General features: G+C 65.3%; 23 protein-coding genes, 1 other RNA gene and 1 riboswitch. Of the genes, 10 read left to right on the top strand and 14 right to left on the bottom strand.

What is annotated here, in order from left to right; translation table 11 throughout:
- Positions 1 to 23: 23 nt before the first annotated feature.
- Complete coding sequence (rimP, locus tag L0D18_RS03180) at positions 24 to 449, bottom strand: ribosome maturation factor RimP (RefSeq protein ID WP_243027435.1); 426 nt, start codon at positions 447 to 449, stop codon at positions 24 to 26.
- Positions 450 to 607: 158 nt separating this feature from the next.
- On the opposite strand from rimP, the gene ssrA reads away from it, so the two are divergent.
- The 6 genes from ssrA (at position 608) to L0D18_RS03210 (ending at position 6,765) form a co-directional block, all read left to right on the top strand.
- Positions 608 to 953: a transfer-messenger RNA gene (gene ssrA / locus L0D18_RS03185) on the top strand.
- A gap of 120 nt (positions 954 to 1,073) precedes the next feature.
- Positions 1,074 to 1,194, top strand: a riboswitch (FMN riboswitch).
- Between the two features lie 2 nt (positions 1,195 to 1,196).
- A complete protein-coding gene (gene ribD / locus L0D18_RS03190) occupies positions 1,197 to 2,330 on the top strand; it encodes a bifunctional diaminohydroxyphosphoribosylaminopyrimidine deaminase/5-amino-6-(5-phosphoribosylamino)uracil reductase RibD (protein ID WP_243027331.1) in 1,134 nt (377 codons plus the stop codon).
- Entirely contained in the window at positions 2,330 to 2,914 is a 585-nt protein-coding gene (locus tag L0D18_RS03195) for a riboflavin synthase (protein ID WP_243027437.1), read from the top strand. The genes ribD and L0D18_RS03195 overlap by 1 nt, the downstream gene beginning before the upstream one ends.
- The gene (locus L0D18_RS03200; protein WP_243027439.1) at positions 2,914 to 4,113 is read left to right on the top strand and encodes a bifunctional 3,4-dihydroxy-2-butanone-4-phosphate synthase/GTP cyclohydrolase II; all 1,200 of its coding nucleotides are present in this window, start codon (positions 2,914 to 2,916) and stop codon (positions 4,111 to 4,113) included. The genes L0D18_RS03195 and L0D18_RS03200 overlap by 1 nt, the downstream gene beginning before the upstream one ends.
- A 121-nt stretch (positions 4,114 to 4,234) precedes the next feature.
- Complete coding sequence (locus L0D18_RS03205) at positions 4,235 to 6,367, top strand: VWA domain-containing protein (RefSeq protein WP_243027332.1); 2,133 nt, start codon at positions 4,235 to 4,237, stop codon at positions 6,365 to 6,367.
- A 68-nt stretch (positions 6,368 to 6,435) separates the two neighbouring features.
- Positions 6,436 to 6,765, top strand: coding sequence for a hypothetical protein (locus L0D18_RS03210; protein WP_243027333.1), 330 nt, complete (start codon positions 6,436 to 6,438; stop codon positions 6,763 to 6,765).
- On the opposite strand, the gene L0D18_RS03215 is transcribed toward L0D18_RS03210, so the two are convergent.
- The 13 genes from L0D18_RS03215 to L0D18_RS03275 all read right to left on the bottom strand — a co-directional run bounded on the left by L0D18_RS03215 (position 6,728) and on the right by L0D18_RS03275 (position 17,104).
- A complete protein-coding gene (locus L0D18_RS03215) occupies positions 6,728 to 7,219 on the bottom strand; it encodes a PaaI family thioesterase (RefSeq protein WP_243027334.1) in 492 nt (163 codons plus the stop codon). The two genes, L0D18_RS03210 and L0D18_RS03215, sit on opposite strands and share 38 nt — an antisense overlap.
- Complete coding sequence (locus L0D18_RS03220) at positions 7,216 to 7,635, bottom strand: cobalamin B12-binding domain-containing protein (protein WP_243027335.1); 420 nt, start codon at positions 7,633 to 7,635, stop codon at positions 7,216 to 7,218. Before L0D18_RS03220 ends, L0D18_RS03215 begins: the two co-directional genes overlap by 4 nt.
- Positions 7,636 to 7,644: 9 nt before the next feature.
- Positions 7,645 to 9,300, bottom strand: a complete 1,656-nt coding sequence (locus tag L0D18_RS03225; protein ID WP_243027336.1) for an acyl-CoA mutase large subunit family protein — start codon at positions 9,298 to 9,300, stop codon at positions 7,645 to 7,647.
- A gap of 200 nt (positions 9,301 to 9,500) precedes the next feature.
- Positions 9,501 to 10,373, bottom strand: a complete 873-nt coding sequence (locus L0D18_RS03230) for a cation diffusion facilitator family transporter (RefSeq protein ID WP_243027337.1) — start codon at positions 10,371 to 10,373, stop codon at positions 9,501 to 9,503.
- Positions 10,374 to 11,849, bottom strand: coding sequence for a lysine--tRNA ligase (gene lysS / locus L0D18_RS03235; RefSeq protein ID WP_243027338.1), 1,476 nt, complete (start codon positions 11,847 to 11,849; stop codon positions 10,374 to 10,376).
- Positions 11,850 to 11,851: 2 nt separating this feature from the next.
- Positions 11,852 to 12,322, bottom strand: coding sequence for a GreA/GreB family elongation factor (locus tag L0D18_RS03240; RefSeq protein WP_243027339.1), 471 nt, complete (start codon positions 12,320 to 12,322; stop codon positions 11,852 to 11,854).
- 63 nt (positions 12,323 to 12,385) lie between these two features.
- Positions 12,386 to 12,748: a hypothetical protein gene (locus tag L0D18_RS03245; protein WP_114312502.1), complete on the bottom strand. Its 363-nt coding sequence runs from the start codon at positions 12,746 to 12,748 to the stop codon at positions 12,386 to 12,388.
- 4 nt (positions 12,749 to 12,752) lie between these two features.
- Positions 12,753 to 13,151 carry a diacylglycerol kinase gene (locus L0D18_RS03250; protein WP_243027340.1) on the bottom strand — a complete coding sequence of 133 codons (399 nt, stop codon included), beginning with the start codon at positions 13,149 to 13,151 and terminating at the stop codon, positions 12,753 to 12,755.
- On the bottom strand, positions 13,106 to 13,540 hold the full coding sequence (ybeY, locus tag L0D18_RS03255; protein ID WP_243027341.1) for an rRNA maturation RNase YbeY: 435 nt from the start codon (positions 13,538 to 13,540) through the stop codon (positions 13,106 to 13,108). Before ybeY ends, L0D18_RS03250 begins: the two co-directional genes overlap by 46 nt.
- Positions 13,503 to 14,498: a PhoH family protein gene (locus L0D18_RS03260; RefSeq protein ID WP_243027342.1), complete on the bottom strand. Its 996-nt coding sequence runs from the start codon at positions 14,496 to 14,498 to the stop codon at positions 13,503 to 13,505. Before L0D18_RS03260 ends, ybeY begins: the two co-directional genes overlap by 38 nt.
- Complete coding sequence (locus L0D18_RS03265; protein WP_243027343.1) at positions 14,462 to 14,860, bottom strand: hypothetical protein; 399 nt, start codon at positions 14,858 to 14,860, stop codon at positions 14,462 to 14,464. The genes L0D18_RS03260 and L0D18_RS03265 overlap by 37 nt, the downstream gene beginning before the upstream one ends.
- Complete coding sequence (gene floA, locus L0D18_RS03270; protein ID WP_243027344.1) at positions 14,857 to 15,834, bottom strand: flotillin-like protein FloA; 978 nt, start codon at positions 15,832 to 15,834, stop codon at positions 14,857 to 14,859. The genes L0D18_RS03265 and floA overlap by 4 nt, the downstream gene beginning before the upstream one ends.
- Before the next feature lies 1 nt (position 15,835).
- A complete protein-coding gene (locus L0D18_RS03275) occupies positions 15,836 to 17,104 on the bottom strand; it encodes an NfeD family protein (protein ID WP_243027345.1) in 1,269 nt (422 codons plus the stop codon).
- 141 nt (positions 17,105 to 17,245) lie between these two features.
- Here L0D18_RS03275 and aroE point away from each other — a divergent pair, with 141 nt between their 5' ends.
- The 4 genes from aroE to glmM are packed head-to-tail and all read left to right on the top strand — an operon-like array spanning position 17,246 to position 22,450.
- The gene (gene aroE, locus L0D18_RS03280; RefSeq protein ID WP_243027440.1) at positions 17,246 to 18,043 is read left to right on the top strand and encodes a shikimate dehydrogenase; all 798 of its coding nucleotides are present in this window, start codon (positions 17,246 to 17,248) and stop codon (positions 18,041 to 18,043) included.
- On the top strand, positions 18,044 to 18,622 hold the full coding sequence (locus L0D18_RS03285) for an IMPACT family protein (RefSeq protein WP_243027346.1): 579 nt from the start codon (positions 18,044 to 18,046) through the stop codon (positions 18,620 to 18,622).
- Positions 18,623 to 18,628: 6 nt separating this feature from the next.
- On the top strand, positions 18,629 to 21,130 hold the full coding sequence (gene polA / locus L0D18_RS03290; protein WP_243027442.1) for a DNA polymerase I: 2,502 nt from the start codon (positions 18,629 to 18,631) through the stop codon (positions 21,128 to 21,130).
- 18 nt (positions 21,131 to 21,148) lie between these two features.
- Positions 21,149 to 22,450 carry a phosphoglucosamine mutase gene (gene glmM / locus L0D18_RS03295; RefSeq protein WP_243027347.1) on the top strand — a complete coding sequence of 434 codons (1,302 nt, stop codon included), beginning with the start codon at positions 21,149 to 21,151 and terminating at the stop codon, positions 22,448 to 22,450.
- Position 22,451 lies beyond the last annotated feature (1 nt).

Genomic DNA, 22,451 nt, shown 5'->3' on the forward strand with positions numbered 1-22,451 from the left:
CTGTATCCCGTCTGTAGTGTTGTCTACCTGGGCTCCTCGGGCCACTCGGCGAGGTTGGCGCGGAAGGTACCGATCCTGAGGCGCTTTTCCTCCTGGCCCACCTGGAAGACCACCTCGTCTCCCTCCACCCGGAGGATCCGCCCCACGAAGCCTTCCGGCCCCGGCACCTTGGCCTTTAGGCCCTGGAAGCGCTCAAAGTGGCGGCGGGTGAAGAGGGGGCGCTTGGGGCCGGGAGACTCCAGCAAAAGGCGGTAGCTTCCCGGGATGGGGTCCTCCCGGTCAAAGACCGCCTCAATGGCCCGGCTGGCCCGTTCCAGGTCAGCCACGCTGATGGGCCTCTCGTCCTTCCGTTCCAGGCGGACCAGGACCTCCCCGGGGGCTTCCCGCACCTCCAGGACCTCGAGGTCCAGGGGCCCTACCGCTTCCTCCACCAACCGCCAAAGGTCCACAGGCACCTCCCTACCTCCCTTCACAAAGGAAGGGTGGGCTTACACCCACCCCCCTCCCTTGGGAGCACTGGGCTCAGTGTACACCCAAAACCCCCTTGACTACAACCCCTTTAGCCTGTTACACTCAAGTTTGCCGGTCCGAGCCCGGCTTGGGACATGGGGGTGAACGGTCTCGACGGGGGTCGCCGAGGGCAGGTGGCGCGCCGAGGTGCGGGTGGCCTCGTAAAAACCCGCAAACGAATAAAGGCCAACAAGCCTGCTTACGCTCTCGCGGCTTAAGACCGCGACCCCGCCCGGAAGCCCTGCCGGGGGCTCACGGTAGCGGGGACACAAACCCGGCTAGCCTTGGCTAGGCTCCGTAACCCAAGGCGAAAACCAGCGGAGCTTGCCCTTGGCCGCCTGTCCGTGGGCTAAGCCAGGGGGACACCCGAAACACGGACTACGCGCGTAGAGGCCTGCCGTAGGGACTTTCGGACGGGGGTTCGACTCCCCCCACCTCCACCATCGAAGCGGGCAGGGGTCCTTTGAGGGCCCCTGTTTTGCTATTCAGGAAGGGAAGAAAAGTGGTGCGTCCTGGAATCTGGCCTTGCTTCCTCTTGGTAAACTGAATGCGGTGCCTCCTGGCACCTCCTTCGGGGCGGGGTGGAAGTCCCCACCGGCGGTGAAAGCCCGCGAAGCCCCCTTGGGGCCCGACCCGGTGGAATTCCGGGGCCGACGGTGAAAGTCCGGATGGGAGAAGGAGGGTCTTTGCGAGAGCTGGACGAGCGTTTTCTCCGTAGGGCGTTGCAGCTGGCCGAACGGGCTCGAGGCCACACCCATCCCAACCCCTTGGTGGGGGCGGTGCTGGTGCGGGATGGGCGGATCGTGGGGGAGGGGTACCATCCCAAGGCCGGGGAGCCCCATGCGGAGGTTTTTGCCCTAAAGGAGGCGGGACCCTTGGCCCGGGGGGCTACCGCCTATGTTTCCTTGGAGCCCTGCAACCACCATGGCCGCACTCCTCCTTGCTCCCTGGCCCTTTTGCAGGCGGGGGTGGCCCGGGTGGTGGTGGCGGCCCAGGACCCCAACCCCTTGGCTCAAGGGGGTTTAGGCCGCCTTCGGGCGGGGGGGGTGGAGGTGGAGGCGGGGCTTCTGGAGGCCGAGGCCCGGGAACAAAACGAGGTCTTCTTCCACCGGCAAAGAAAGGGCCGGCCCTTTGTGCTCCTCAAGGCGGCCCTCACCCTGGACGGCAGGGTGGCGGCCTTGAGCGGGGATGCCCGCTATGTTTCCTCGGAGGAAAGCCGGCGCGTGGCCCAGGCCTACCGCCAGTGGCTTCCCGTGGTGATGGTGGGGGTGGGAACGGTCTTGCAGGACGATCCCTGGCTCACCGTGCGGGAGCCCGACTTCCGCCCCTTCCCCCTCATGCTGGAGCCCCCGCCCCTTAGGGACCCGGTGAAGGTGGTCCTGGACACAGAAGGCCGCACCCCTCCTACCGCTCGCATCTTCCACAAGGGGCCCCGGGAGGAGCCTGCCCAGGTGTACGTGTTGGTGGGCAGAGGCGCTCCCAAGGATCGGCTTAGGGTCCTCGAGGGGGTGGGTGCCAGGGTGGTGGAGCTTCCCCGGGAAGGGGAAAGGGTGAGCCTGGAAGCGGCCTTGGCCTTCCTGCTGGAGGAGGGCCTGGACGGGGTCTTGTTGGAAGGCGGTCCGAGGCTGGCCGGAGCCTTCTGGCAAAGGGGCTTGGTGGATAAGCTAGCCCTTTTCGTGGCGCCCAAGGTCTTGGGAGAGGGGAAGGGGTTTTTGGAGGGGTTTGCCGTGGAGCGCATGGCCGAGGCCAAAGGGCTCAGGCTGGTGCGTAGGGCATGGCTGGGAGAGGATCTTTGGCTGGAGGCCTATCCGGAGGGATGATGTTCACGGGACTGGTGGAGGAAACGGGCGAGATCGTAGGGGTGGAGGAAGGGCCCTTCCTCAGGGTGCGGATTGCCGCCAAAGAGGTGCTTTCCGACCTTAAGGTGGGGGATTCCGTGGCCGTGGACGGAGTCTGCCTCACCGCGGTGGCGGTGGATGGGGAGGGGTTTTGGGTGGAGTTGGCCCAGGAGACCCGGCGCCGCACCGCCCCCACCTGGCGGGTGGGGCATCGCCCCAACCTGGAAAGGGCCCTTAAGGTGGGGGACCGGCTTGGAGGGCATTTCGTCACCGGGCATGTGGATGGGGTGGCGGAGGTGGTGGCCATCCGGGAGACCCCAGGGGCCCTGGACTACTGCTTCCGCCCGCCGCGGGAGCTTACCCGCTACATCGCCGAAAAGGGGAGCGTGGCCCTAAACGGGGTTTCCCTCACGGTGGCGGGGCTGGAGGGGGATGCCTTCTTCGTGACCTTGATCCCCCACACCCTAAAGGTCACCAACCTGGGAAGCCTGAGGGTGGGGGATGGGGTGAACCTGGAGGTGGACCTCATCGCCCGTTACCTGGAACGATGGATGAAGGGGGAATGATGGAGGGTTTGGCCAGCGTTAGGGAACTCCTGGAGGAACTTCGCCAAGGCCGCCCGGTGATCCTGGTGGACGACGAGGACCGGGAAAACGAGGGCGACCTCATCATGGCGGCGGAACACGTGACCCCGGAGTGGGTGAACTTTATGCTCAAGGAGTGCCGGGGGCTCCTTTGCGTGGCCCTCACCGAGGAGCGGGCCCAGGCCTTGGACCTGCCCCTCATGGTGGAGAGGAACCAGGACCCCCAGGGCACCCGCTTCACCGTGAGCGTGGATGCCCGAGGAACCAGCACGGGGATTTCCGCCTTTGAGCGGGCGGCCACCATCAGGCTTCTCGCGGACCCCGGGGCCACTGCCCAAGACTTCCGCCGCCCAGGGCACATCTTTCCCCTGGTGGCCAGACCCGGTGGGGTCCTTAGGCGGGCCGGGCATACGGAGGCCACGGTGGACCTCCTGCGCTTGGCGGGGCTTACCCCTGTGGGAAGCCTCATTGAGATTCTCAAGGAGGATGGCAGCATGGCCCGCCTGCCGGACCTGCTACACTTCGCCAAGCGGCATGGACTAAAGGTGGGCACCATCGCCGACCTCATCCGCTATCGCCTGGAGAAGGGGGATCTCTACGTGAGGCGGGAGGCGGAGGCCCTGTTGCCCACCCGGTTTGGTGAGTTCCGCGTCCTGGGCTACCGGGATAGCCTCACCGGGGAGGAGCACGCCGCCTTGGTCATGGGAAGCTGGGAGCCTGAGGAGCCCATCCTGGTGCGCATGCACTCCGAGTGCCTCACCGGGGATGCCCTGCACTCCTTAAGGTGTGATTGTGGTTTCCAGCGGGACCTGGCCCTGGAGCGGATTGCCCAGGAGGGAAAGGGGGTTTTGGTCTACCTGAGGCAGGAGGGGCGGGGCATCGGCCTCATCAACAAGATCCGGGCCTACCACCTGCAGGACCAAGGGCTGGACACGGTGGAGGCCAATCTGGCCTTGGGATTTCCTCCGGATCTAAGGGACTACGGGGTGGGGGCCCAGATTCTCTATGACCTGGGGGTGCGCAAGATGCGCCTTCTCACCAATAACCCGCGCAAGGTAAAGGCCCTTTCCGGCTTCGGCATAGAGATCGTGGAGCGCCTTCCCTTGCGGGCCGGGGACAATCCCCACAACGAGCGGTACCTCCAGGCCAAAAAGGAGAAGCTCGGGCACTGGATGGACTGATGCCGTTGGATGGGGCATTCTCTAGGCCTATTGGAGATCTCGCCCGCCCAAGGGCCTTTCCAGGGCTCCCGCCTCGGCCCAGGCCAAGGTGAGGATTAACCGCATGGACTAGCATGGGGTCATGCTCCGGATGTTCAGGGCTGGGGTCCTACTCCTTCTCCTTCTGGCCTTCTTAGACCCCAGGTGGCCCCTACCGGGGCGGGTGGTGTACCTCTTGGACTTTTCCCCTTCTGCTCGGGATAGCGTTTTTGCCCTAGCGGAAAGTTTGCCTAGGGATGGGATCTACCTGGCCTTTGCCGAGCGGGTGGCCCGGCTTCCTGCCCCCACCGCCCGCAGGTTGGACCTGGGGGAGGGGACGGACCTGAGGGCGGCTTTTAAGGAGGCGCTAGCCCTTAGGCCCGACCGGGTGGTGCTGGTTTCCGATGGACTTTTTCCCCCTCTTCCTGCCCCTTTTCCCCTGGACGCCGTCTACGTGCCCCCCAAGCCCCACGTGGAGGTTCACCTGGTCCCCCCGCCCTACCCCCTTTTTGGGGAGACGGTGGGGGTGGGGGTGGTCCTCGAGGCCCCCGTGCCCGTGGAGGCCCGGCTTAGGGTGGAGGGTCCTGGGGGGTCCGTGGAAAAGAGTCTCCGGGTGCAGGGTCGCAAAACCCTGGCCTACACCTTCTCCCTTACGGAGGAGGCCCAGGTGCGGGCGGTGGTGGAAGGCGCCTGGGGCAGGAGCGAGGCCCAGGTGAGCCTGGAACCTGCCGACCGCGGCAAGGCCCTGGTGTTGGGGGATCCGGCCTTGGCCCGTTACCTGGAGGCCCAGGGTTTTCAGGTGGAGGAGGGCCCCTTCCGCATGCCCTTGGAGGCCGACCTGGTGGTGGTGGGCCTGGGGGTCCTGGACCTTCCCCCAGGAGCCCCCGAGGCCCTAAGGGAGTATCTGCGTCGGGGGGGAGGGCTTCTTTTCACCGCCACCCCCAAGGGCCTTTTCTTCGGTGGCTGGGACCGGGTCTTGCCGGAAGACCTTCCCTTAAAGCCCCTGGGCCGTAAGGGGGCGGCCTTGGTCCTGGTCCTGGATGTTTCCGGAAGCATGGAGGGGGAGAAGCTTTCCCTGGCGGTGGCCGGGGCCTTGGAACTGGTGCGGTCGGCGGCGCCGGAGGATTACCTGGGCGTGGTCCTCTTTTCCTCCACCCACCGGGTGCTGTTCCCTCCGAGACCCATGACCGAGCAAGGCAAAAAGGAGGCGGAAAGCCTTCTCCTCTCTGTGCGGGCCGAGGGTGGGACGGTCCTAGGCCCTGCCTTCCGGGAGGCGGTCAGGCTGCTTGAGGATGTGCCCGTGGATCGCAAGGGGGTTTTGGTGCTGAGCGACGGTCTCATCTCCGATTCCCAGGACCCCATCCTGTCCCTGGCGGAGGCCTCGGGCCTCGAGGTGAGCACCATGGCCTTAGGACCTGACGCCGACCGGGCGTTCTTGAAGAAGCTGGCCCAGCGGGGTGGGGGGCGGTACTACCAGGCGGCCACCGCCCAGGAACTTCCCCGGCTTTTCCTGAGGGAGGGGCAGGAGGTGTTCCAAGGGGAGGGATTGGAGGGGCGTTTTCCCGTGCAAACCAGGCCCCATCCCCTGACCCAAGGGCTTTCCCCACCCCCCCTTTCCGTTCTCCTGCCGGCCCGGGCCGAACCCTGGGCGGAGGTGCTTTTGGAAAGCGAGGGACGGGCGGTTTTGGCCATGGGAGAGCGGGGGGAAGGGCGGGTGGCCGCCCTGGCCACGGACCTTTCCCGCTCCTGGATCGGATGGGAAGGGGCAGCGCCTTTCCTTGGGGGGCTTGCCCGCTACCTCATGGGAAGCCAAAAGGCCCTGGCCCTCTATACCTACCCTGAGGGGCACCAGGTGCGTGCCGTGGTCCTGGGCCGTTTAGAGACCCCCCTTTTCCTTAGCGGGGGAAGGGAGGTGCCCTTGGTGCCCACGGGTCCGGAGCGGTACGAGGTGCTGGCTGGGGAACCGGGGGTGCTCTTGGACGGGAAGCGCCGCCTTCCCCTAACCCTACCCCTTCCCGGGGAGTGGACCCCCAGGGATGGGAAGGAGGTGCTAAGGGCCCTGGCGGAGGCCTCTGGGGGGGCGCTTCTGGATCCGGAAACGCTGGTTGGACCGGGAGCCGGGAACCTTAGGACCTCCTCCCCCCTTTCCCTACGCCCTTACCTGCTCCTCATGGCCCTTTCCCTTTTCCTACTGGAAAGATTTCTGGAAAGGCGTCTGGATGTCCCCAGGCCCTAGACCCTTCCCATCTTCAGGCGAGGTGTATAGATCACACGGGGTTGGGCGAGGTTCCTTAGCCTTAGGGTATGCACTGGGATGATTTGGAAAGGCTCGTCTCTCGGGAACAGGCGAGGAAGCGGTGGGAGGAAGGGCCATTGCATGACCGGATCCAAAAGCTGGAGGCGCAGCTCTTTGAGGCGCGAATGACCATCCGGCACCTCCTCGAGGACAAAAGGGAGCTTCGGGACCGCTGCCAGGCCTTGGCCTTAGGTCAGGTGTACCCTGTGGAGGAACTAGGGGAGGTCAAGAGGATTCTGGAAGAAGCGTGGTTGGAGCTGGTTCTGGTGGCTTCCCCTAAGGCGGAGGCTCTTTCCACGGTTATTCAGCGCCTGGAGCGCCACCTTTTGAACCGCTAAACCCCTCGGTGATCTGCACCAACACCGCTTCCCCCCGCACGGTGAGCACGCCTTCCGCATAGAGCTCGGTTTCCACCACCACCTTTTTCCCCTTCACCTCCTTGGCCCGGCCCACCAGGAGGAGTTCGGGGCCCAGGGGGGTGGGCTTTAGGTAGTCCACCTTGAGGCTGGCGGTGACGAAGCGGAGGGGATGGCTTTCCAGGTCCAGGCCCTCGGCCTGGGCCTTAGCCGCGGCGGCGGTGGCGGTGGAGTGGCAGTCCACCAAGGAGGCCAGAAGCCCCCCGTACACGTACCCAGGAATGGCGGTATGGTGGGGGCTTGGGGTGAAGCGGGTTTCGCTTTGGGCCTTTTGGGGGTGCCAGTGGGTTTTGATGTGGAGGCCCATGGGGTTCAGGTAGCCACACCCATAGCAGTGGGCCCACTCCGGTGGATAGTAAAGCTGGATGGCCTTCATGCTAAGCCCTGGGCCTGCCAGCGCTCCGGCACCGCCCGCTTTAGAAAGTCCACGATCTCCTGGGTGCTGGTCCCGGGGCCAAACACCGCCGCCACCCCTAGCTCCTTCAGCTTGGGCACGTCCTCATCGGGGATGATCCCTCCCCCGAAGAGGAGGATGTCCGAGGCTCCCTGCTCGCCCAAAAGCCTTTTAACCTCCCGGAAGTAGTGCATGTGGGCCCCCGAGAGGATGGATAGCCCTATGGCGTCCACGTCCTCCTGGATGGCCGCCGAGACGATCATCTCGGGGGTTTGCCGTAGGCCGGTGTAAATGACCTCCATGCCGGCATCCCTTAAGGCCCGGGCCACCACCTTGGCCCCGCGGTCGTGGCCATCCAGCCCGGGTTTGGCGATGAGAACCCTTATGCGCCTATCCATACTCCCATCCTAAACGTAAGCGGGTTCCTGGTAGGTGCCGTAAACTTCCCGCAGCACGTCCATCATCTCCCCCAGGGTGCAGTAGGCCAGGGCGCACTCCACGAAGTGGGGCATGGTGTTCTGCCCTTCCGCCGCAGCCCGGCGCAGACCAGCCAGGGCCTCTTCCACACGCTTTGGGTCCCGCTCCCGGCGCACCCGGGCCAGGCGCTCCGCCTGGACCCGTTCCACCTCGGGGTCCACCAACTGGATGGGAACCTTCAGGGGGATCTCGTCGGTGAAGGCGTTCACCCCTACGATGATCCTCTCTTTGCGCTCCACCTCCTGCTGGTAGCGGTAGCTGGCCTCGGCCAGCTCCCGGAGGAAGTAGCCTTCCTCAATGGCCCGCACCACGCCCCCCATGCGACGGATCTCCTGGATGATGGCCATGGCCTGGCGCTCCATCTCGTCGGTGAGCCACTCCACGTAATAGCTCCCCGCCAAGGGGTCAATGGTGTGGGTGACCCCGCTTTCGTAGGCGATGATCTGCTGGGTTCTCAGGGCGATGGTGGCGGATTCCTCCGTGGGCAGGGCCAGGGCCTCGTCGTAGGCGTCGGTGTGGAGGCTGTTGGTGCCCCCCAAGACGGCGGCCAGGGCCTGGATGGCCACCCGGGCGATGTTGTTGAGGGGTTGTTGGGCGGTGAGGGAGACCCCAGCGGTCTGGGCGTGGGTGCGGAGGGCCCAGCTTTGCGGGTTCTTGGCCCCGTAGCGGTGGCGCATCTCCTTGGCCCAGATGCGCCTTGCGGCGCGGAACTTGGCGATCTCCTCAAAGAAGTCGTTATGGACATCAAAGAAGAAGCTGATCCTGGGAGCGAACTCGTCAATGTCTAGCCCCCGCTTAAGGGCGGCTTCCACATACTCAAAGCCGTCGGCCAGGGTCCAGGCCAGCTCCTGCACCGCCGTGGAGCCCGCCTCCCGGATGTGGTAACCGGATACGGAGATGAAGTTCCACTTGGGGACGTTCTTAGGCCCCCACTCAAAGGTGTCGATGACCAGCTTCACGCTGGGCTCTGGGGGGAAGATGAACTCCTTCTGGGCGATGAACTCCTTCAGGATGTCGTTTTGGATGGTGCCCCCAAGCTTTTTCCAGTCGTAGCCCTTCTTCTTGGCCACCGCTAGGTACATGGCCCAGATGGCGTTGGCGGGGCTATTGATGGTCATGGAGGTGGTGACCTCCTCGAGGTTGATGCCGTCAAATAGGACCTCCATGTCCGCCAGGCTGGATACCGCCACCCCGCACTTGCCCACCTCCCCCTTGGAGAGGGGGTGGTCGGAGTCGTAGCCCATGAGGGTGGGCAGGTCAAAGGCCACGCTGAGGCCGGTTTGGCCCGCCTTTAGAAGTTTCTTGAAGCGCTCGTTGGTCTGCTCGGCGGTGCCGAAACCGGCGAACATGCGCATGGTCCAGAGCTTGGACCGGTACATGGAGCCGTAGACCCCCCGGGTATAGGGGTACTCCCCGGGGTAGCCCTGCTTCTCCTCGTACTCGGGGTCTAGGACCCCGATGTCCTCGGGGGTGTAAAGGGGCTCTGGGGCGATGTCCGAAAGGGTGCGGTGGGCCACGGGCCTTTCGGGCATCTTCTCCAGGCTCTTCTGGTACGTCTCCCTGAGCCAGTCGTGCTTCTTGCGCATGGGCCCTCCCTTGGGCCATATTCTACGCTTTTGTGCGCCTAAGGAAAAGAGCGTTATGCCATCCCTGCCTGCCGGCGCGGTTGGCCCAGGGCTATCCAGGGGTTAGGGCTCCAGCCCCGCCTTTCCCAGGGGGCCAGGTGGCCAGGGTAGAGGGGAACGCCCTGCGAGGGGTCTTCCCTGAGCCTTGGGCCGCAGCTTCCTCACCCCGGGCGTTTACGCTCGCTTTCGGGTTCCACGTGGATGGTGACGGCAAGCCCGGGGAAACTCCTCTCCAGAACCCTTTCCAGCTCATCGCAGAGCCGGTGGGCTTCTTCCACCGTCATGGACCCCGGCACCACCAGGTGGAACTCCAAAAAGGCCCGGTTTCCCGCCTTGCGGGTCTTTAGGTCGTGGACCTCCAGGGCCCTTTCTCGCAAGGCCTTGCCAATGGTTTCCCGGATCCGCCCCACCTCCTCCGGGGGGAGGCCCTCGTCCATAAGCCCCCCCACGGACTGGCGCACCAGGCGGAAGCCCATGAGGAGGATGTTCCCCGCCACCAATAGGGCCAGGAGGGGATCCAGCACCCATAACCCCGTGGCCCAGGCAAGGCCCACGCCGGCCAGCACCCCCACGGAGGTCAGGACATCGGAAAGCACATGGTACCCATCGGCGGTGAGGGCAGGGGAGCGGAGTAGCTTTCCCTGGCGGATGAGGTGCCAGGCCAGGAGCCCATTGAGGAGGGAGGCCACGAGGCTGACCAATAGACCAGGCCCCAGGCCCTCGAGGGGCTTGGGCTCCAGGAGGCGGGGGATGGACTCCTTGGTGATGAGGAGGGCAGCCAGCACCACCAAGGCCCCCTCCAGCACCGCGGAGAAGTACTCGGCCTTGGTGTGGCCAAAGGGGTGGGTTTCGTCGGGGGGCCTCTGGGCGAAGCGGATGGCGAAGAGGGCCAGAAGCGCGGCCGCCACGTTCACCGTGGACTCGAGGGCATCGGAAAGAAGGGCCACCGAGCCGGTGAGCAGGTAGGCCACCCCCTTAAGCCCTAAGACCAGGAGGGCCGCCAGGAAGCTGAGGCGGGCTGCCCTTTCCGCCACCTAGGCTTCTTCCTCCACCAGCTCCCGCTTGGGCTTGAGGAGGGGGAAGAGGAGGACATCCCTTAGGGAGGGCTGGTCGGTGAGGATCATGGCCAGGCGGTCCAGGCCCAAGCCAAGCCCCGCCGCCGGGGGCATGCCGTATTCCAGGGCCAGGAGAAAGTCCTCGTCGGGCTCGGGGGCCTCCTCGTCCCCTTCACGTCTGCGCCTGGCCTGTTCCAGGAAGCGCTCCCTTTGGTCCAGGGGGTCGTTGAGCTCGGAGTAGGCGGGGGCCAGCTCCATCCCGGCCGCATAGAGGTCCCAGCGTTCGGTGAGGCCGGGTTTTTCCCGGTGCCGCTTGGCCAGGGGGCTGATGGCCAAAGGGAAGTCAAAGACGAAGGTGGGGTTCTGGAGCTCAGGTTCCACATAAATGCCGAAAAGCTTGTCCAGGAGCTTGTAGCTGGGGACATGGGCCAGTTCCGGGTGGTGGGCATCGGCGAAAATCCTTAGCCTTTCCAGGTCCAAGGGGTCAAAGGGAAGGCCCGCCTTCTCCTTCAGGGCTTCCACAAAGGAGATGCGCCTAAAGGGTGGGGTGAAGTCCAGAGTCCGGCCCTGGTAGGGGACCCGGTAGGAGCCAAAGAGGTGGAGGACCAGGCCGGAAAGCAGTTCCTCCACCAGCGTGGCCATGTCCTGGTAGTCGGCGTAGGCCCAATAGGCCTCCAGCATGGTGAACTCGGGGTTGTGGTTGTGATCGATACCCTCGTTGCGGAAGTTGCGTCCGATCTCAAACACCTTTTCAAATCCGCCCACCAGAAGGCGCTTCAAGTAAAGCTCCAAGGAGATCCGAAGGTAAAACTCGTGGTCTAGGGCATGGTGATAGGTTTTAAATGGCCGGGCCTCGGCGCCCCCGGTGGTGGGTTGGAGGATGGGGGTTTCCACCTCAAAAAACCCCCGCTCCTCAAAGAAGCGGCGAATATAGCGCACCATGGCCGTGCGCCGTTGGAAAATCTCCCGGACCTCGGGGTTGACGATCAGGTCCAGGTAGCGCTGCCGGTAGCGCACCTCCTTGTCCTTGATCCCGTGCCACTTGTCGGGGAGGGGGTGGAGGCTTTTCACCAAAGGGGTCCAGGAGAGGACCTTTACCGTAACCTCACCGGTCTTGGTGGTGAAGACCGGGCCCTTAACCCCCAGGATGTCCCCCACGTCCAGTTTTTTCAGGAGTTCATACCGAGGGGTAAGGTCCTTCTGGAAGTAAAGCTGGATCCTGCCGCTTCCGTCCAGGAGGTGGGCAAAGGTGACCTTGCCCATGCGCCTAAGGGCCACGATGCGCCCGGCCAGGGCCACCTCTTCGGGCCACTCGCTTTCCGGGGGGGCCCCCTCCTTAGCGGATAGGATTTCCTTGGCGCTATGGGTTTTGGGATACCGGTAGGGGTAGGGTTGAAAACCCGCCTCCACCAGGGCTTCCAGGTTGAGTAGGCGTTGCCGTGTCTGCTCGTTCATGTTCAGCCGCGCACCGAGACCACCCGGAACTCCTTCTTGCCCTTAGGGGTTTCCAGGCTGAGCACATCCCCCTCCCTGTGGCCCAGGAGGGCTTTGCCCATGGGAGAGGCGTCGGAGATCTTCATGGGGGTCTCCAGGACGCTGGCCTCGGCGGGGGAGACCACCTGCACCTCCAGGCGTTCTCCGGTGACCGGGTCCTCCAGCTCCACCACCGAGCCCAGGCCGATCACCTCGGTGGTGGCCCCTTCTATGATCACCGCCCGGGAGAGGATGTCCTCGAGGCTATCGATCCGGGCCTCGATGCGGGCCTTTTCCTGCTTGGCCGCCTCCAGACCTGAGTCGTCGTAGTCGTCGGAGGACTCCATGAGCTCCTGCAGGATGCGGGTGGCCTCTTGCAGGCGCTCCCGTTCCTGCAGAAGTTGCTGCATGAGCCGCTCGTAACCGGCCTTGGTTAGCTTTACCTCGCGCGCCATAACTCACCTCGTAAGTCATGAAGGTCGGCCAAAGCCGACCTCCTTGGCCCAAGGGCCTCCTTCTCAGGTGAGTATACCGCGAAGGAGGATTTCCCTCAAACGCTCGGGCTCCGCATGGCTGGCGCAGGTGGCGGTGTCCAAGCACAGGACCAGGTAGCGGAGGTGGGTTTCCCTTCCGCCCACCGGGTGGCGGAAGAACCCCAAGGCGCTTCCCGAAAGGTGGCGGCGGCAGGCCTCGCACACCTGGGGGCTTCCCAGGGTTCCGGGCAAGGGGTCCAGGGTCAGGCGGAGCTCCGGCGGCCCCTTTTCCTGGATGATCACCCGCCCTTCCTCGTCGCGATAATAAAGAATCTCCCCAATGGGGAGAAGTTCGGGGGGAGTTCCTGGAAAAATCTCCAGGATCATCTCCCTTTCCTCGTGGTCCATAGGACTAGCTTAGCCCAAAACGTCCCAGGAGGGGAGGCAGAAAGAGATAGAGGCCCAGGAGGAGGGCGAGGAAGCTGGCCAAAAGCACCGCTGCTGCCGCCGTGTCCTTGGCCCGTTTGACCAGGGGGTGGAACACCGGGCTTACCAGGTCGGCCAGGGCCTCCAGGGCGGTGTTCAGGAGCTCCAGGGAGAGCACCAGGGCGCTGATGAGGAGGACCGGCACTGGGTTGACCCCCAGCCAGAGGGTCAGGCCCAGGGCTAGGAGGGCCAGGTAGACCTCGAGGCGGAAATTGCGCTGCACCCGCCAGGCGTAGACCAGGCCCTCCCAGGCGTAGCCGAAGGAGCGCCAAACGCCCTTCAGAGGCTGAGGATCCTCTCTTGAACGCGGCGGAACCCTTCCCAATCCTCCTCCTTCTGGTGGTCGTGGCCCAGGAGGTGCCATAGCCCATGGGCGGCCAGGGTGAGCACCTCCTCCTCCAGGGGAACCCCTCTTTCCTCCGCCTGCCTTTTGGCGGTGTCCAGGCTGATCCAGATATCCCCCAGGTGCGGGGGCACAAAGGGGTCCCCGGGCTCATAGTGGGGAAAGGAAAGGACGTCCGTGGCCTCATCCTCTCCCCACCATTCCCGTTTCAGGCTTCTGATCCTGCGATCCCCGGTAAGGATGACCGTGACCGCCTTTTCCCCCACGCCCAGTTCCTCCATCAGGGCGGAAAGGGCCTGGCGGAGCCTAGGGATAAGGCCTTTGGGGGGCCTTTTATTGGCTACGATCCCCACCGCGTTCGGCTTCCTCATAGGCCTTGATGATGCGGGCCACCAGGGGGTGGCGCACCACGTCGGATTCCTTGAAGTAGATGAAGGCGATGCCCTCAATGCCCTTAAGGATCCGGATGGCTTCCACAAGCCCCGACCTTTGGTGCTTGGGCAGGTCGATCTGGGTGATGTCCCCGGTGATGACCATCTTGGAGGAGAAGCCCATGCGGGTGAGGAACATCTTCATCTGCTCTGGGGTGGTGTTTTGCGCCTCGTCCAGGATGATGAAGGCATCGTTGAGGGTCCGGCCCCGCATGAAGGCCAAAGGGGCCACCTCAATGATCCCGGACTGGAGGTACTGCTCAAAGCGCTCGGCGTCGATCATGTCAAAAAGGGCATCGTAGAGGGGGCGGAGGTAGGGATCCACCTTGGCTTGGATGTCCCCGGGCAAGAAACCCAGCTTTTCCCCGGCCTCCACCGCGGGCCGGGTGAGGATGATGCGCTTCACCCTTCTGGCCCTAAGGTGGCTCACCGCCATGGCCACGGCCAAGTAGGTCTTGCCGGTGCCGGCAGGGCCGATGCCGAAGGTGATGTCGTGGGTGGCGATGGCCTCCACGTACCGCCGCTGCCCCGGGGTTTTGGGCCGGAGGCGGCCGGGTAGCGCCAGCTCGGTTTCCGGGGTGGTGGCCTGGTAGAGGCCTTCCCCCTGCAGGGCCAGGGCCACCGCCTGTTCCAGGGTGGGAGGATCCAGCTCCGCCCCTTGCCTTAGGAGGGCCAGGAGGTCCCGCACCGTCCGCTCGGCCACCTCCAAGGCTTCCCTTTCGCCTTCCAGCTCCACCTGGTTACCCCGCACGATGAGCTTTAGCCGGTCGCCAAAGGCTTCCCGGAAGAGGGCCCGGAGCTTTTTAAGGTTGCGGTCCGCCTGGCCCAAGAAGGCCAGGGTTTCCTCGGATTTTAGAGGGATCACCAGCCTTTGGGCTTCTTCAGGATTTCGTGCCATATCACCCCTTTCAGGATGCTCTCACCGTCGGTGGCGACCAGCCTCTTTTTGGGCGCTTTCTTGCGGGGTTCTTCCGGGGAGAGGGTTTCGCGGAAGCTGACCTCCAGGGGCGTGCGTTCCGGGCTGGGGTAGCGCTCCAAGGAGGCGGCCTCGGTGGGCAAAGAGGCGGGGGGAGGGGTAGGCCGGGGTTTTGGCTTGGGCCGGGCTTTGGGCCTGGGACGGGGTGGGGATTCGGGTTCGGGGAGGTCCAAGGGGAAATCGGGTGGGGGAGGAGGCTGGCCCCGCCGGCTGAGGCCCTGGAGGGCCGGGATGACGATAAAGAAGAGGAGGAAAAGGAGACCCAGAAGGTTGTCTAAACTCATTCCTCACCCTCGGGCTTGGCCGCCCGGCTGATGGACTCCCGCATGTCGGTGTCGGCCTCGATGTTCTTCAGGCGGTAATAGTCCATGACCCCAAGCCTTCCGGCCCGCAGGGCCTCGGCCAGGGCCAAAGGCACCTGGGCCTGGGCCTCCACCAGCTTGGCCCGCATGGCCTCCACCAGGGCCCGGTTCTCCTGCTCCGCGGCCACGGCCATGGCCCGGCGCTCCTCCGCCTTGGCTTGGGCGATCTTCTTATCCGCCTCCGCCTGGTCTATTTGCAGCTGGGCCCCGATGTTCTTGCCCACGTCCACGTCGGCGATGTCCACGGAGAGGATCTCAAAGGCGGTGCCGGCGTCAAGGCCCTTTTCCAGCACGGTCTTGCTGATGCGGTCCGGGTTTTCCAAGACCTCCTTGTGGGAGTTGGCGCTGCCGATGGTGGTCACGATGCCTTCCCCCACCCGGGCGATGATGGTCTCCTCCCCAGCCCCGCCCACCAGGCGGTCAATGTTGGCCCTTACCGTGACCCGGGCGGTGGCCAGAAGCTGGATGCCATCCTTGGCCACGGCGGCCACCATGGGGGTCTGGATCACCTTGGGGTTCACGGAAACCCGCACCGCTTCCAACACGTCCCGCCCCGCCAGGTCTATGGCCGCGGCTCGGTCAAAGGTGAGCTTGATCCCCGCCTTGTCGGCGGCGATGAGGGCATCCACCACCCGGTCCACGTTGCCCCCGGCCAGGTAGTGGGCCTCGAGGCGGTCCAAGCGCACGTCCAACCCCGCCTTGGTGGCCTTGATGAGGGGGTAGATGATCTTGGCCGGGGGTACCCGCCTGAGGCGCATGGCCACCAGGGTGATGAGGGGCACCCGGACCCCTGCCGCCCAGGCGGAGATCCAGAGGCCTACGGGGATGAAGCTAAAGAACAAGAAGACCAGAACAAGGACGATAAAAGCCAGAAAAAGCACACCCAATCCTTCCATATCACTCCTCCAAGGCTTCCACCACCACCGTGGGCCCCCTGACCTCCACCACCCTCAAGGTGGTGCCCTTGGGCAGGAAACCCCGGTTGGCTACCACGTCTATGCGCTTGTTGCCGAAGCGGGCCACGCCCCCCGGCCTCAGGTCCGTGAGGGCCACGCCGATGGCCCCCACCTCCACCTCATCCCCTGTGGCGTGTTCGGAGATGGCGCTTTCCAGCACCAAGGCCCGTGCGGGACGGGTTCTGGGCAGGAAGCGGAAGACCAGAAGAAGGCCCAGGCCCAAGGCGATCACCGCGATGGCGATCACCATCAGGGCGTTTTCCCCGAAGGTAAAGTAGACCGAGGCCAGGATGGAGCCAACCCCCAAGGCTCCGGCGATGCCGAACCCTGGAAAGAGAAAGGCCTCGGCCAGCAGGAGGGCCACCCCCAAGAAAAACAAGATGAGCTCAAAAGCCCCGGAGAGCCCCGCCAGCCATCCCCCGGCGAAGTAGAGGGCCAGGAAGGCCAGCCCCAAGGCCCCCGCCACTCCGAACCCCGGGGTGAAGAGCTCCAGGAGAAGGAGCAAAAGCCCAAGGGCCAAAAGGAGCCCGGCCACGGTGGAGCTGGTGAGGAACCGGGCCACCTGTACCCTGGGGCCCGGCTGCAGCCTTTCCGTTTCCAGGGTGTAACCGGCCTGGCGCAGGGCCTCGGAGAGGCTCCCCGCCTTGAAGTCCGCCACCTTCAGCTCCACTGCCTTGTCCGCGGAGAGGGTGAGGAGCTCCCCTTTGGCGGAGAGGCCCGGGATTTCCAGGTTGGGGTCCACCATGGCCTCCGCTAGCTCCGCAGGCCTACCCCTGGCCTCGGCTACCGCGCGGAACTTACCCTTGAGGGCGGAGATGATCTTCTGGTCCGCCGCCTGGGGCTCCTGAAGGGGCAAGGCCACCACTGGCAGGGCCGCCCCGATCTCCGAGCCCGGGAGCATGACCACCTGGCGGCAGGAAAGGGCGACCAGGGCCCCGGCGGAAAAGGCGTTCTGCACCACGGCCAGGGTGGGGAGGGGGGTTTGCAGGATGCGGTCCGAGATGCGGATGGCGGCGTCCACCCGGCCCCCTGGGGTGTCGATGAGGAAGGCCACCCCACTGGCTCCTTCCCGCTCCGCCCGGGTTAGCGCCTGGTCCACGAAGACGGCCAAGGCGGGATCGATCTCCCCCTGGATGGGGATAAGGTAGGTCTTCCCTAGGGCTAGGGAGAGGAGGAAGCCGAGGGCCAAGAGCCTTTTCACCGCCCTCATTCTATACGGCCTTGGAGGAAAAGTGTGGTGGGGTATCCTGATACCACCCCACCCTGGCCCCTGCCTGGGTGGGGGCCCCGGAAAGGACCTTGGGTAGGCGTCATCTCGGCGGGGCAACAGGAGAATAGGGGTATGAGACCTGTGCTGCGTCTGGCGGTCTTGGGTTACCCCATAGCTCACTCCCTTTCCCCGGCCATGCACCGGCACGCCCTGGCTTCCTCAGGGCTTGCGGGAAGCTACGAGGCCTGGGAGACGCCCCTCGAGGCCCTGGAGGAGCGTCTTAAAGTGGTGCGCCGGGAATATCGGGGAGTGAACCTCACCATTCCCCTCAAGGAGGCGGCCTTGCCCCTTCTGGACTGGGTGTCCCCGGAGGCTAAGGCCATAGGGGCGGTGAACACGGTGCTTTCCGTGGAGGGAAGGCTTCTGGGCTTCAACACCGACGCCCCAGGCTTTCTGGAAGCCCTGAAGGCCGGGGGGATTCCCCTGGTGGGCCCGGCCTTGGTCCTGGGGGCCGGAGGGGCGGGGCGGGCGGTGGCCTGGGCCTTGCGGGAGGCGGGCCTTAGGGTTTGGATTTGGAACCGCACCTGGGAAAAGGCCCAGGCCTTGGCGGAGGAGTTTGGCCTCGAGGCTGTCCCCCTGGAGAAGGCCCAGGAGGCTCGGCTCATCGTGAACGCCACCAGCGTGGGGCTTAAGGACCCAGGGGCCACCCCCTTACCGGCCGCGCTTTTCCCCAAGGAAGGGGCGGCGGTGGACCTGGTCTACCGCCCCCTCTGGACCCGGTTTCTAAGGGAGGCCCAGGAGAGGGGCCTTCGGGTACAGACGGGGCTTCCCATGCTGGCCTGGCAAGGGGCCTTGGCTTTCCGCATCTGGACGGGGTTCCTCCCAGACCCCCGGGGAATGGAGGAGGCGGCCCGCCGGGCCTTGGAGGAAGCGGCGTAGATGGCCTACACCCTGGCGGACAAGGTGGTCCATGAGGAGACGGTCCAGAAGAGCCGCTTCATCGCCAAGGCGGCTCCGGTGGCCTCGGAGGAGGAGGCCTTGGCCTTTTTGGCGGCGAACCGCGAGCCCCAGGCCACCCATAACTGCTATGCCTACAAGCTGGGCCACCTCTACCGTTTCTCTGACGACGGCGAGCCCACAGGCACCGCGGGCAAACCCATCCTTCACGCCATTGAGGCCCAGGGGCTGGACGGGGTGGTGGTCCTGGTGGTGCGCTACTTTGGGGGCATCAAGCTGGGGGCCGGGGGGTTGGTGCGGGCCTATGGGGGTGTGGCCGCCGAGGCCTTGCGGCGAGCCCCTAAGGCGCCCCTCGTGGCGTGGGAGGAGGTGCGCTTTTTGGTGCCTTTCTCCGAGGTGGGCCGGGTGCACGGGCTCTTACGCTCCCGCTCCCTTGCGGTGACGGAGGACTACCGGCCGGAAGGGGTGCGCTTTTGCGTGCGGCTTCCTGCCGGGGAAAAGGAGGAGCTTTTGCGAGAGGTGAGGAACCTCACCCGGGGGCAGGTCCGGGCGGAGGACTAGGGTAGCATAAGGGCGATGCTGCCCCTTTTTGAGCCCAAGGGCCGGGTCCTTTTGGTGGATGGCCACCACCTGGCCTACCGCACCTTCTTCGCCCTCAAGGGCCTCACCACCAGCCGCGGCGAGCCGGTGCAGGCGGTGTACGGCTTTGCCAAAAGCCTCTTGAAGGCCCTCAAGGAGGACGGGGACGTGGTGGTGGTGGTCTTTGACGCCAAGGCCCCCTCCTTCCGCCACCAGGCCTACGAGGCCTACAAGGCGGGGCGGGCCCCCACCCCGGAGGACTTTCCCCGGCAGCTGGCCCTTATCAAGGAGCTGGTGGACCTTTTGGGACTAATGCGCCTCGAGGTCCCAGGCTTTGAGGCCGACGACGTCTTGGCCACCTTGGCCAAAAGGGCGGAACGGGAAGGCTACGAGGTGCGCATCCTCACCGCCGACCGGGACCTCTACCAGCTCCTATCGGAGCGGATCGCCATCCTGCACCCGGAAGGGTACCTCATCACCCCGGAGTGGCTTTGGGAGAGGTACGGCCTAAAACCCTCCCAGTGGGTGGACTACCGGGCCCTAGCCGGGGACCCTTCCGACAACATCCCCGGGGTTAAGGGGATCGGGGAGAAGACCGCGGCCAAGCTGGTCCGGGAATGGGGGAGCCTGGAAAACCTTTTGCGGAACCTGGACCAGGTGAAGCCCGCCCATCTTCGCGAGAAGATCCAGGCCCACCTGGAGGACCTGCAGCTTTCCTTGGAGCTTTCCCGGGTGCGCACGGACCTGCCCTTGGAGGTGGACTTTGCCGGGCGCCGGGAGCCTGACCGGGAGGCCCTCAGGGCCTTTTTGGAAAGGCTTGAGTTTGGCAGCCTCCTCCATGAGTTTGGCCTTTTGCAAAGCCCCATAGCGGCGGAGGAAGCCCCTTGGCCACCTCCTGAAGGGGCTTTCGTGGGGTTTGTCCTCTCCAGGCCTGAGCCCATGTGGGCCGAACTCAGGGCCCTGGCGGCGGCTTTGGAGGGGCGGGTGTACCGGGCGGAAAACCCTTTGGCCGCCCTGGGGGAGCTTGGGGAGGCCCGGGGCCTACTGGCCAAGGACCTGGCGGTGGTGGCTTTAAGGGAAGGGATCTCCCTGGTGCCTGGGGATGACCCCATGCTCCTCGCCTACCTTCTGGATCCCGCCAACACCACCCCCGAGGGGGTGGCCCGGCGGTACGGGGGGGAGTGGACGGAGGAGGCGGGGGAAAGGGCGCTTCTTTGCGAAAGGCTCCATGCCGCCCTCCGGGAGCGGCTTGGGGGGGAGGAGCGGCTACTTTGGCTTTACCAGGAGGTGGAGAAACCCCTATCCCGGGTCCTGGCCCAGATGGAGGCCACGGGGGTGCGGCTGGACGTGGCCTACCTTAAGGCCCTTTCCCTGGAGGTGGAGGCGGAGCTTGGGCGGCTGGAGGAGGAGGTGCACCGCCTGGCGGGGCATCCTTTTAACCTGAACTCCCGCGACCAGCTGGAAAGGGTCCTCTTTGACGAGCTCGGGCTTCCCGCCATCGGCAAGACGGAGAAGACGGGCAAGCGCTCCACCAGTGCCGCGGTCCTCGAGGCCTTGCGGCATGTCCACCCCATCGTGGAGCACATCCTCCAGTACCGGGAGCTAGCCAAGCTGAAGGGCACCTACATTGACCCCCTCCCCGGCCTGGTCCACCCTAAGACGGGCCGCCTCCACACCCGCTTCAACCAGACGGCCACTGCCACCGGGCGCCTAAGCAGCTCCGACCCCAACCTGCAGAACATCCCCGTGCGCACCCCTTTGGGCCAGCGGATCCGCCGCGCCTTCATCGCGGAAGAGGGGTGGACCCTGGTGGCCTTGGACTATAGCCAGATAGAGCTCCGGGTTTTGGCCCATCTTTCCGGGGACGAGAATCTGATCCGGGTCTTCCAGGAGGGGCAGGATATCCACACCCAAACCGCCAGCTGGATGTTTGGGGTGCCTCCCGAGGCCGTGGACCCCCTGATGCGCCGGGCGGCCAAGACCATCAACTTCGGGGTCCTGTACGGGATGTCCGCCCACCGGCTTTCGGGGGAGCTTTCCATCCCCTACGAGGAGGCGGTGGCCTTTATTGAGCGCTACTTCCAGAGCTACCCCAAGGTGCGGGCTTGGATTGAGAAGACCCTGGCCGAGGGGCGGGAGCGGGGCTATGTGGAAACCCTTTTTGGCCGTAGGCGCTACGTGCCCGACCTTACCTCCCGGGTCAAGAGCATCCGGGAGGCCGCGGAGCGCATGGCCTTCAACATGCCGGTGCAGGGGACGGCGGCGGATCTCATGAAGCTGGCCATGGTGAGGCTTTTCCCCAGGCTGGAGGCCCTGGGGGCCCGGATGCTTCTCCAGGTGCATGACGAGCTGGTGCTCGAGGCCCCCAAGGACCGGGCGGAGGAGGTGGCCCAAGAGGCCAAGGGGATCATGGAGGGGGTGTGGCCCTTGGCGGTGCCCCTGGAGGTGGAGGTGGGCATCGGGGAGGACTGGCTTTCCGCCAAGGCCTAGAGCGGTATAGTCTTCCCCATGAGGCGCTACTTTGGTACCGACGGGGTGCGGGGGGAGGCGGGCAAGCCCCCCCTTACCCCGGATTTCGTCCTTAGGCTGGGCCAGGCGGCGGGGGCCTACTTTCGCCGGGAGGCCCCTAGGCCCGTGGTCCTCCTGGCCAAGGACACCCGGGAGTCCAGCGACCTCCTGGAGGCCGCCTTGGCGGCGGGGCTCATGAGCCAGGGGGTCAGGGTGGAGCACCTGGGGGTGCTACCCACCCCCGGGCTTGCCTACCTGACCCGGCACCTTAAGGCCAGCGCCGGGGCCATGATCTCCGCCAGCCACAACCCCTACCAGGACAACGGCATCAAGTTTTTTGGGCCCGAGGGGGAGAAACTTCCCGATCCGGTGGAGGAAGAGATAGAAGCCCTCCTGGAGGAGGACCATCCCACCCGGGGTATCGGCACCGTGGGGGATTTTCGGGAAGCGGAGAGGATGTATCTGGACTTCCTCCTCTCCCACGCCCCCGACCTTTCGGGCCTTAAGGTGGGCCTGGACCTGGCCCACGGGGCCACCTACCGCCTAGGTCCGAAGCTTTTCCAACGGGCGGGGGCCGAGGTGATGGCCTTCTTCAACACCCCAGATGGGCGGAACATCAACAAGGATTGCGGCTCCACCCACCCCGAGGCCCTCTCGCGTTTCGTGGTGGAGCTGGGCCTGGACCTGGGGATCGCCTTTGACGGGGACGGGGACCGGGTGCAGTTCCTAGACCGCAAGGGCCGGCTTTTCCACGGGGACCACATCCTCTACCTGGCGGCCTTGGCCTTTGGGGAAAAGGGGGCGGTGGGCACGGTGATGAGCAACATGGGCCTCGAGGTGGCCTTAAGGGAAAAGGGCCTGGACTTCCACCGGGCGGCGGTGGGAGACCGCTACGTGTTGGAGATGCTTAAGGAAAAGGGGCTTGCCTTAGGAGGAGAGCCCTCGGGGCACGTGATCTTCCTCCGGCATCACACCACCGGGGATGGCCTTCTCACCGCCCTTCTCACCCTCAAGGCCCTAAAGGCCATGGGTGGGGACCTTGCGGACTGGTACGAGGCCCTGCCCATGTACCCCCAGGTGCTTTTGAACGTGCGGGTCTCGGACAAGAAGAAGGTCCTGGGCCATCCGAGGCTCCAGGAGGCGGTGCGGGAGGCCGAGGAAAGGCTTGAGGGCTTCGGCCGGGTGAACGTACGCCCCTCGGGCACCGAGCCCGTGGTGCGGGTCATGGTGGAGGCCAGGGAAGGAGCGGAGGAGGTGGCGAGGAAGCTTGCGGGCTTGGTCCTTCGCCTGGACCAGGAGTAAA

It is taken from the genome of Thermus albus, assembly GCF_022760855.1.
Classification (GTDB): domain Bacteria; phylum Deinococcota; class Deinococci; order Deinococcales; family Thermaceae; genus Thermus; species Thermus albus.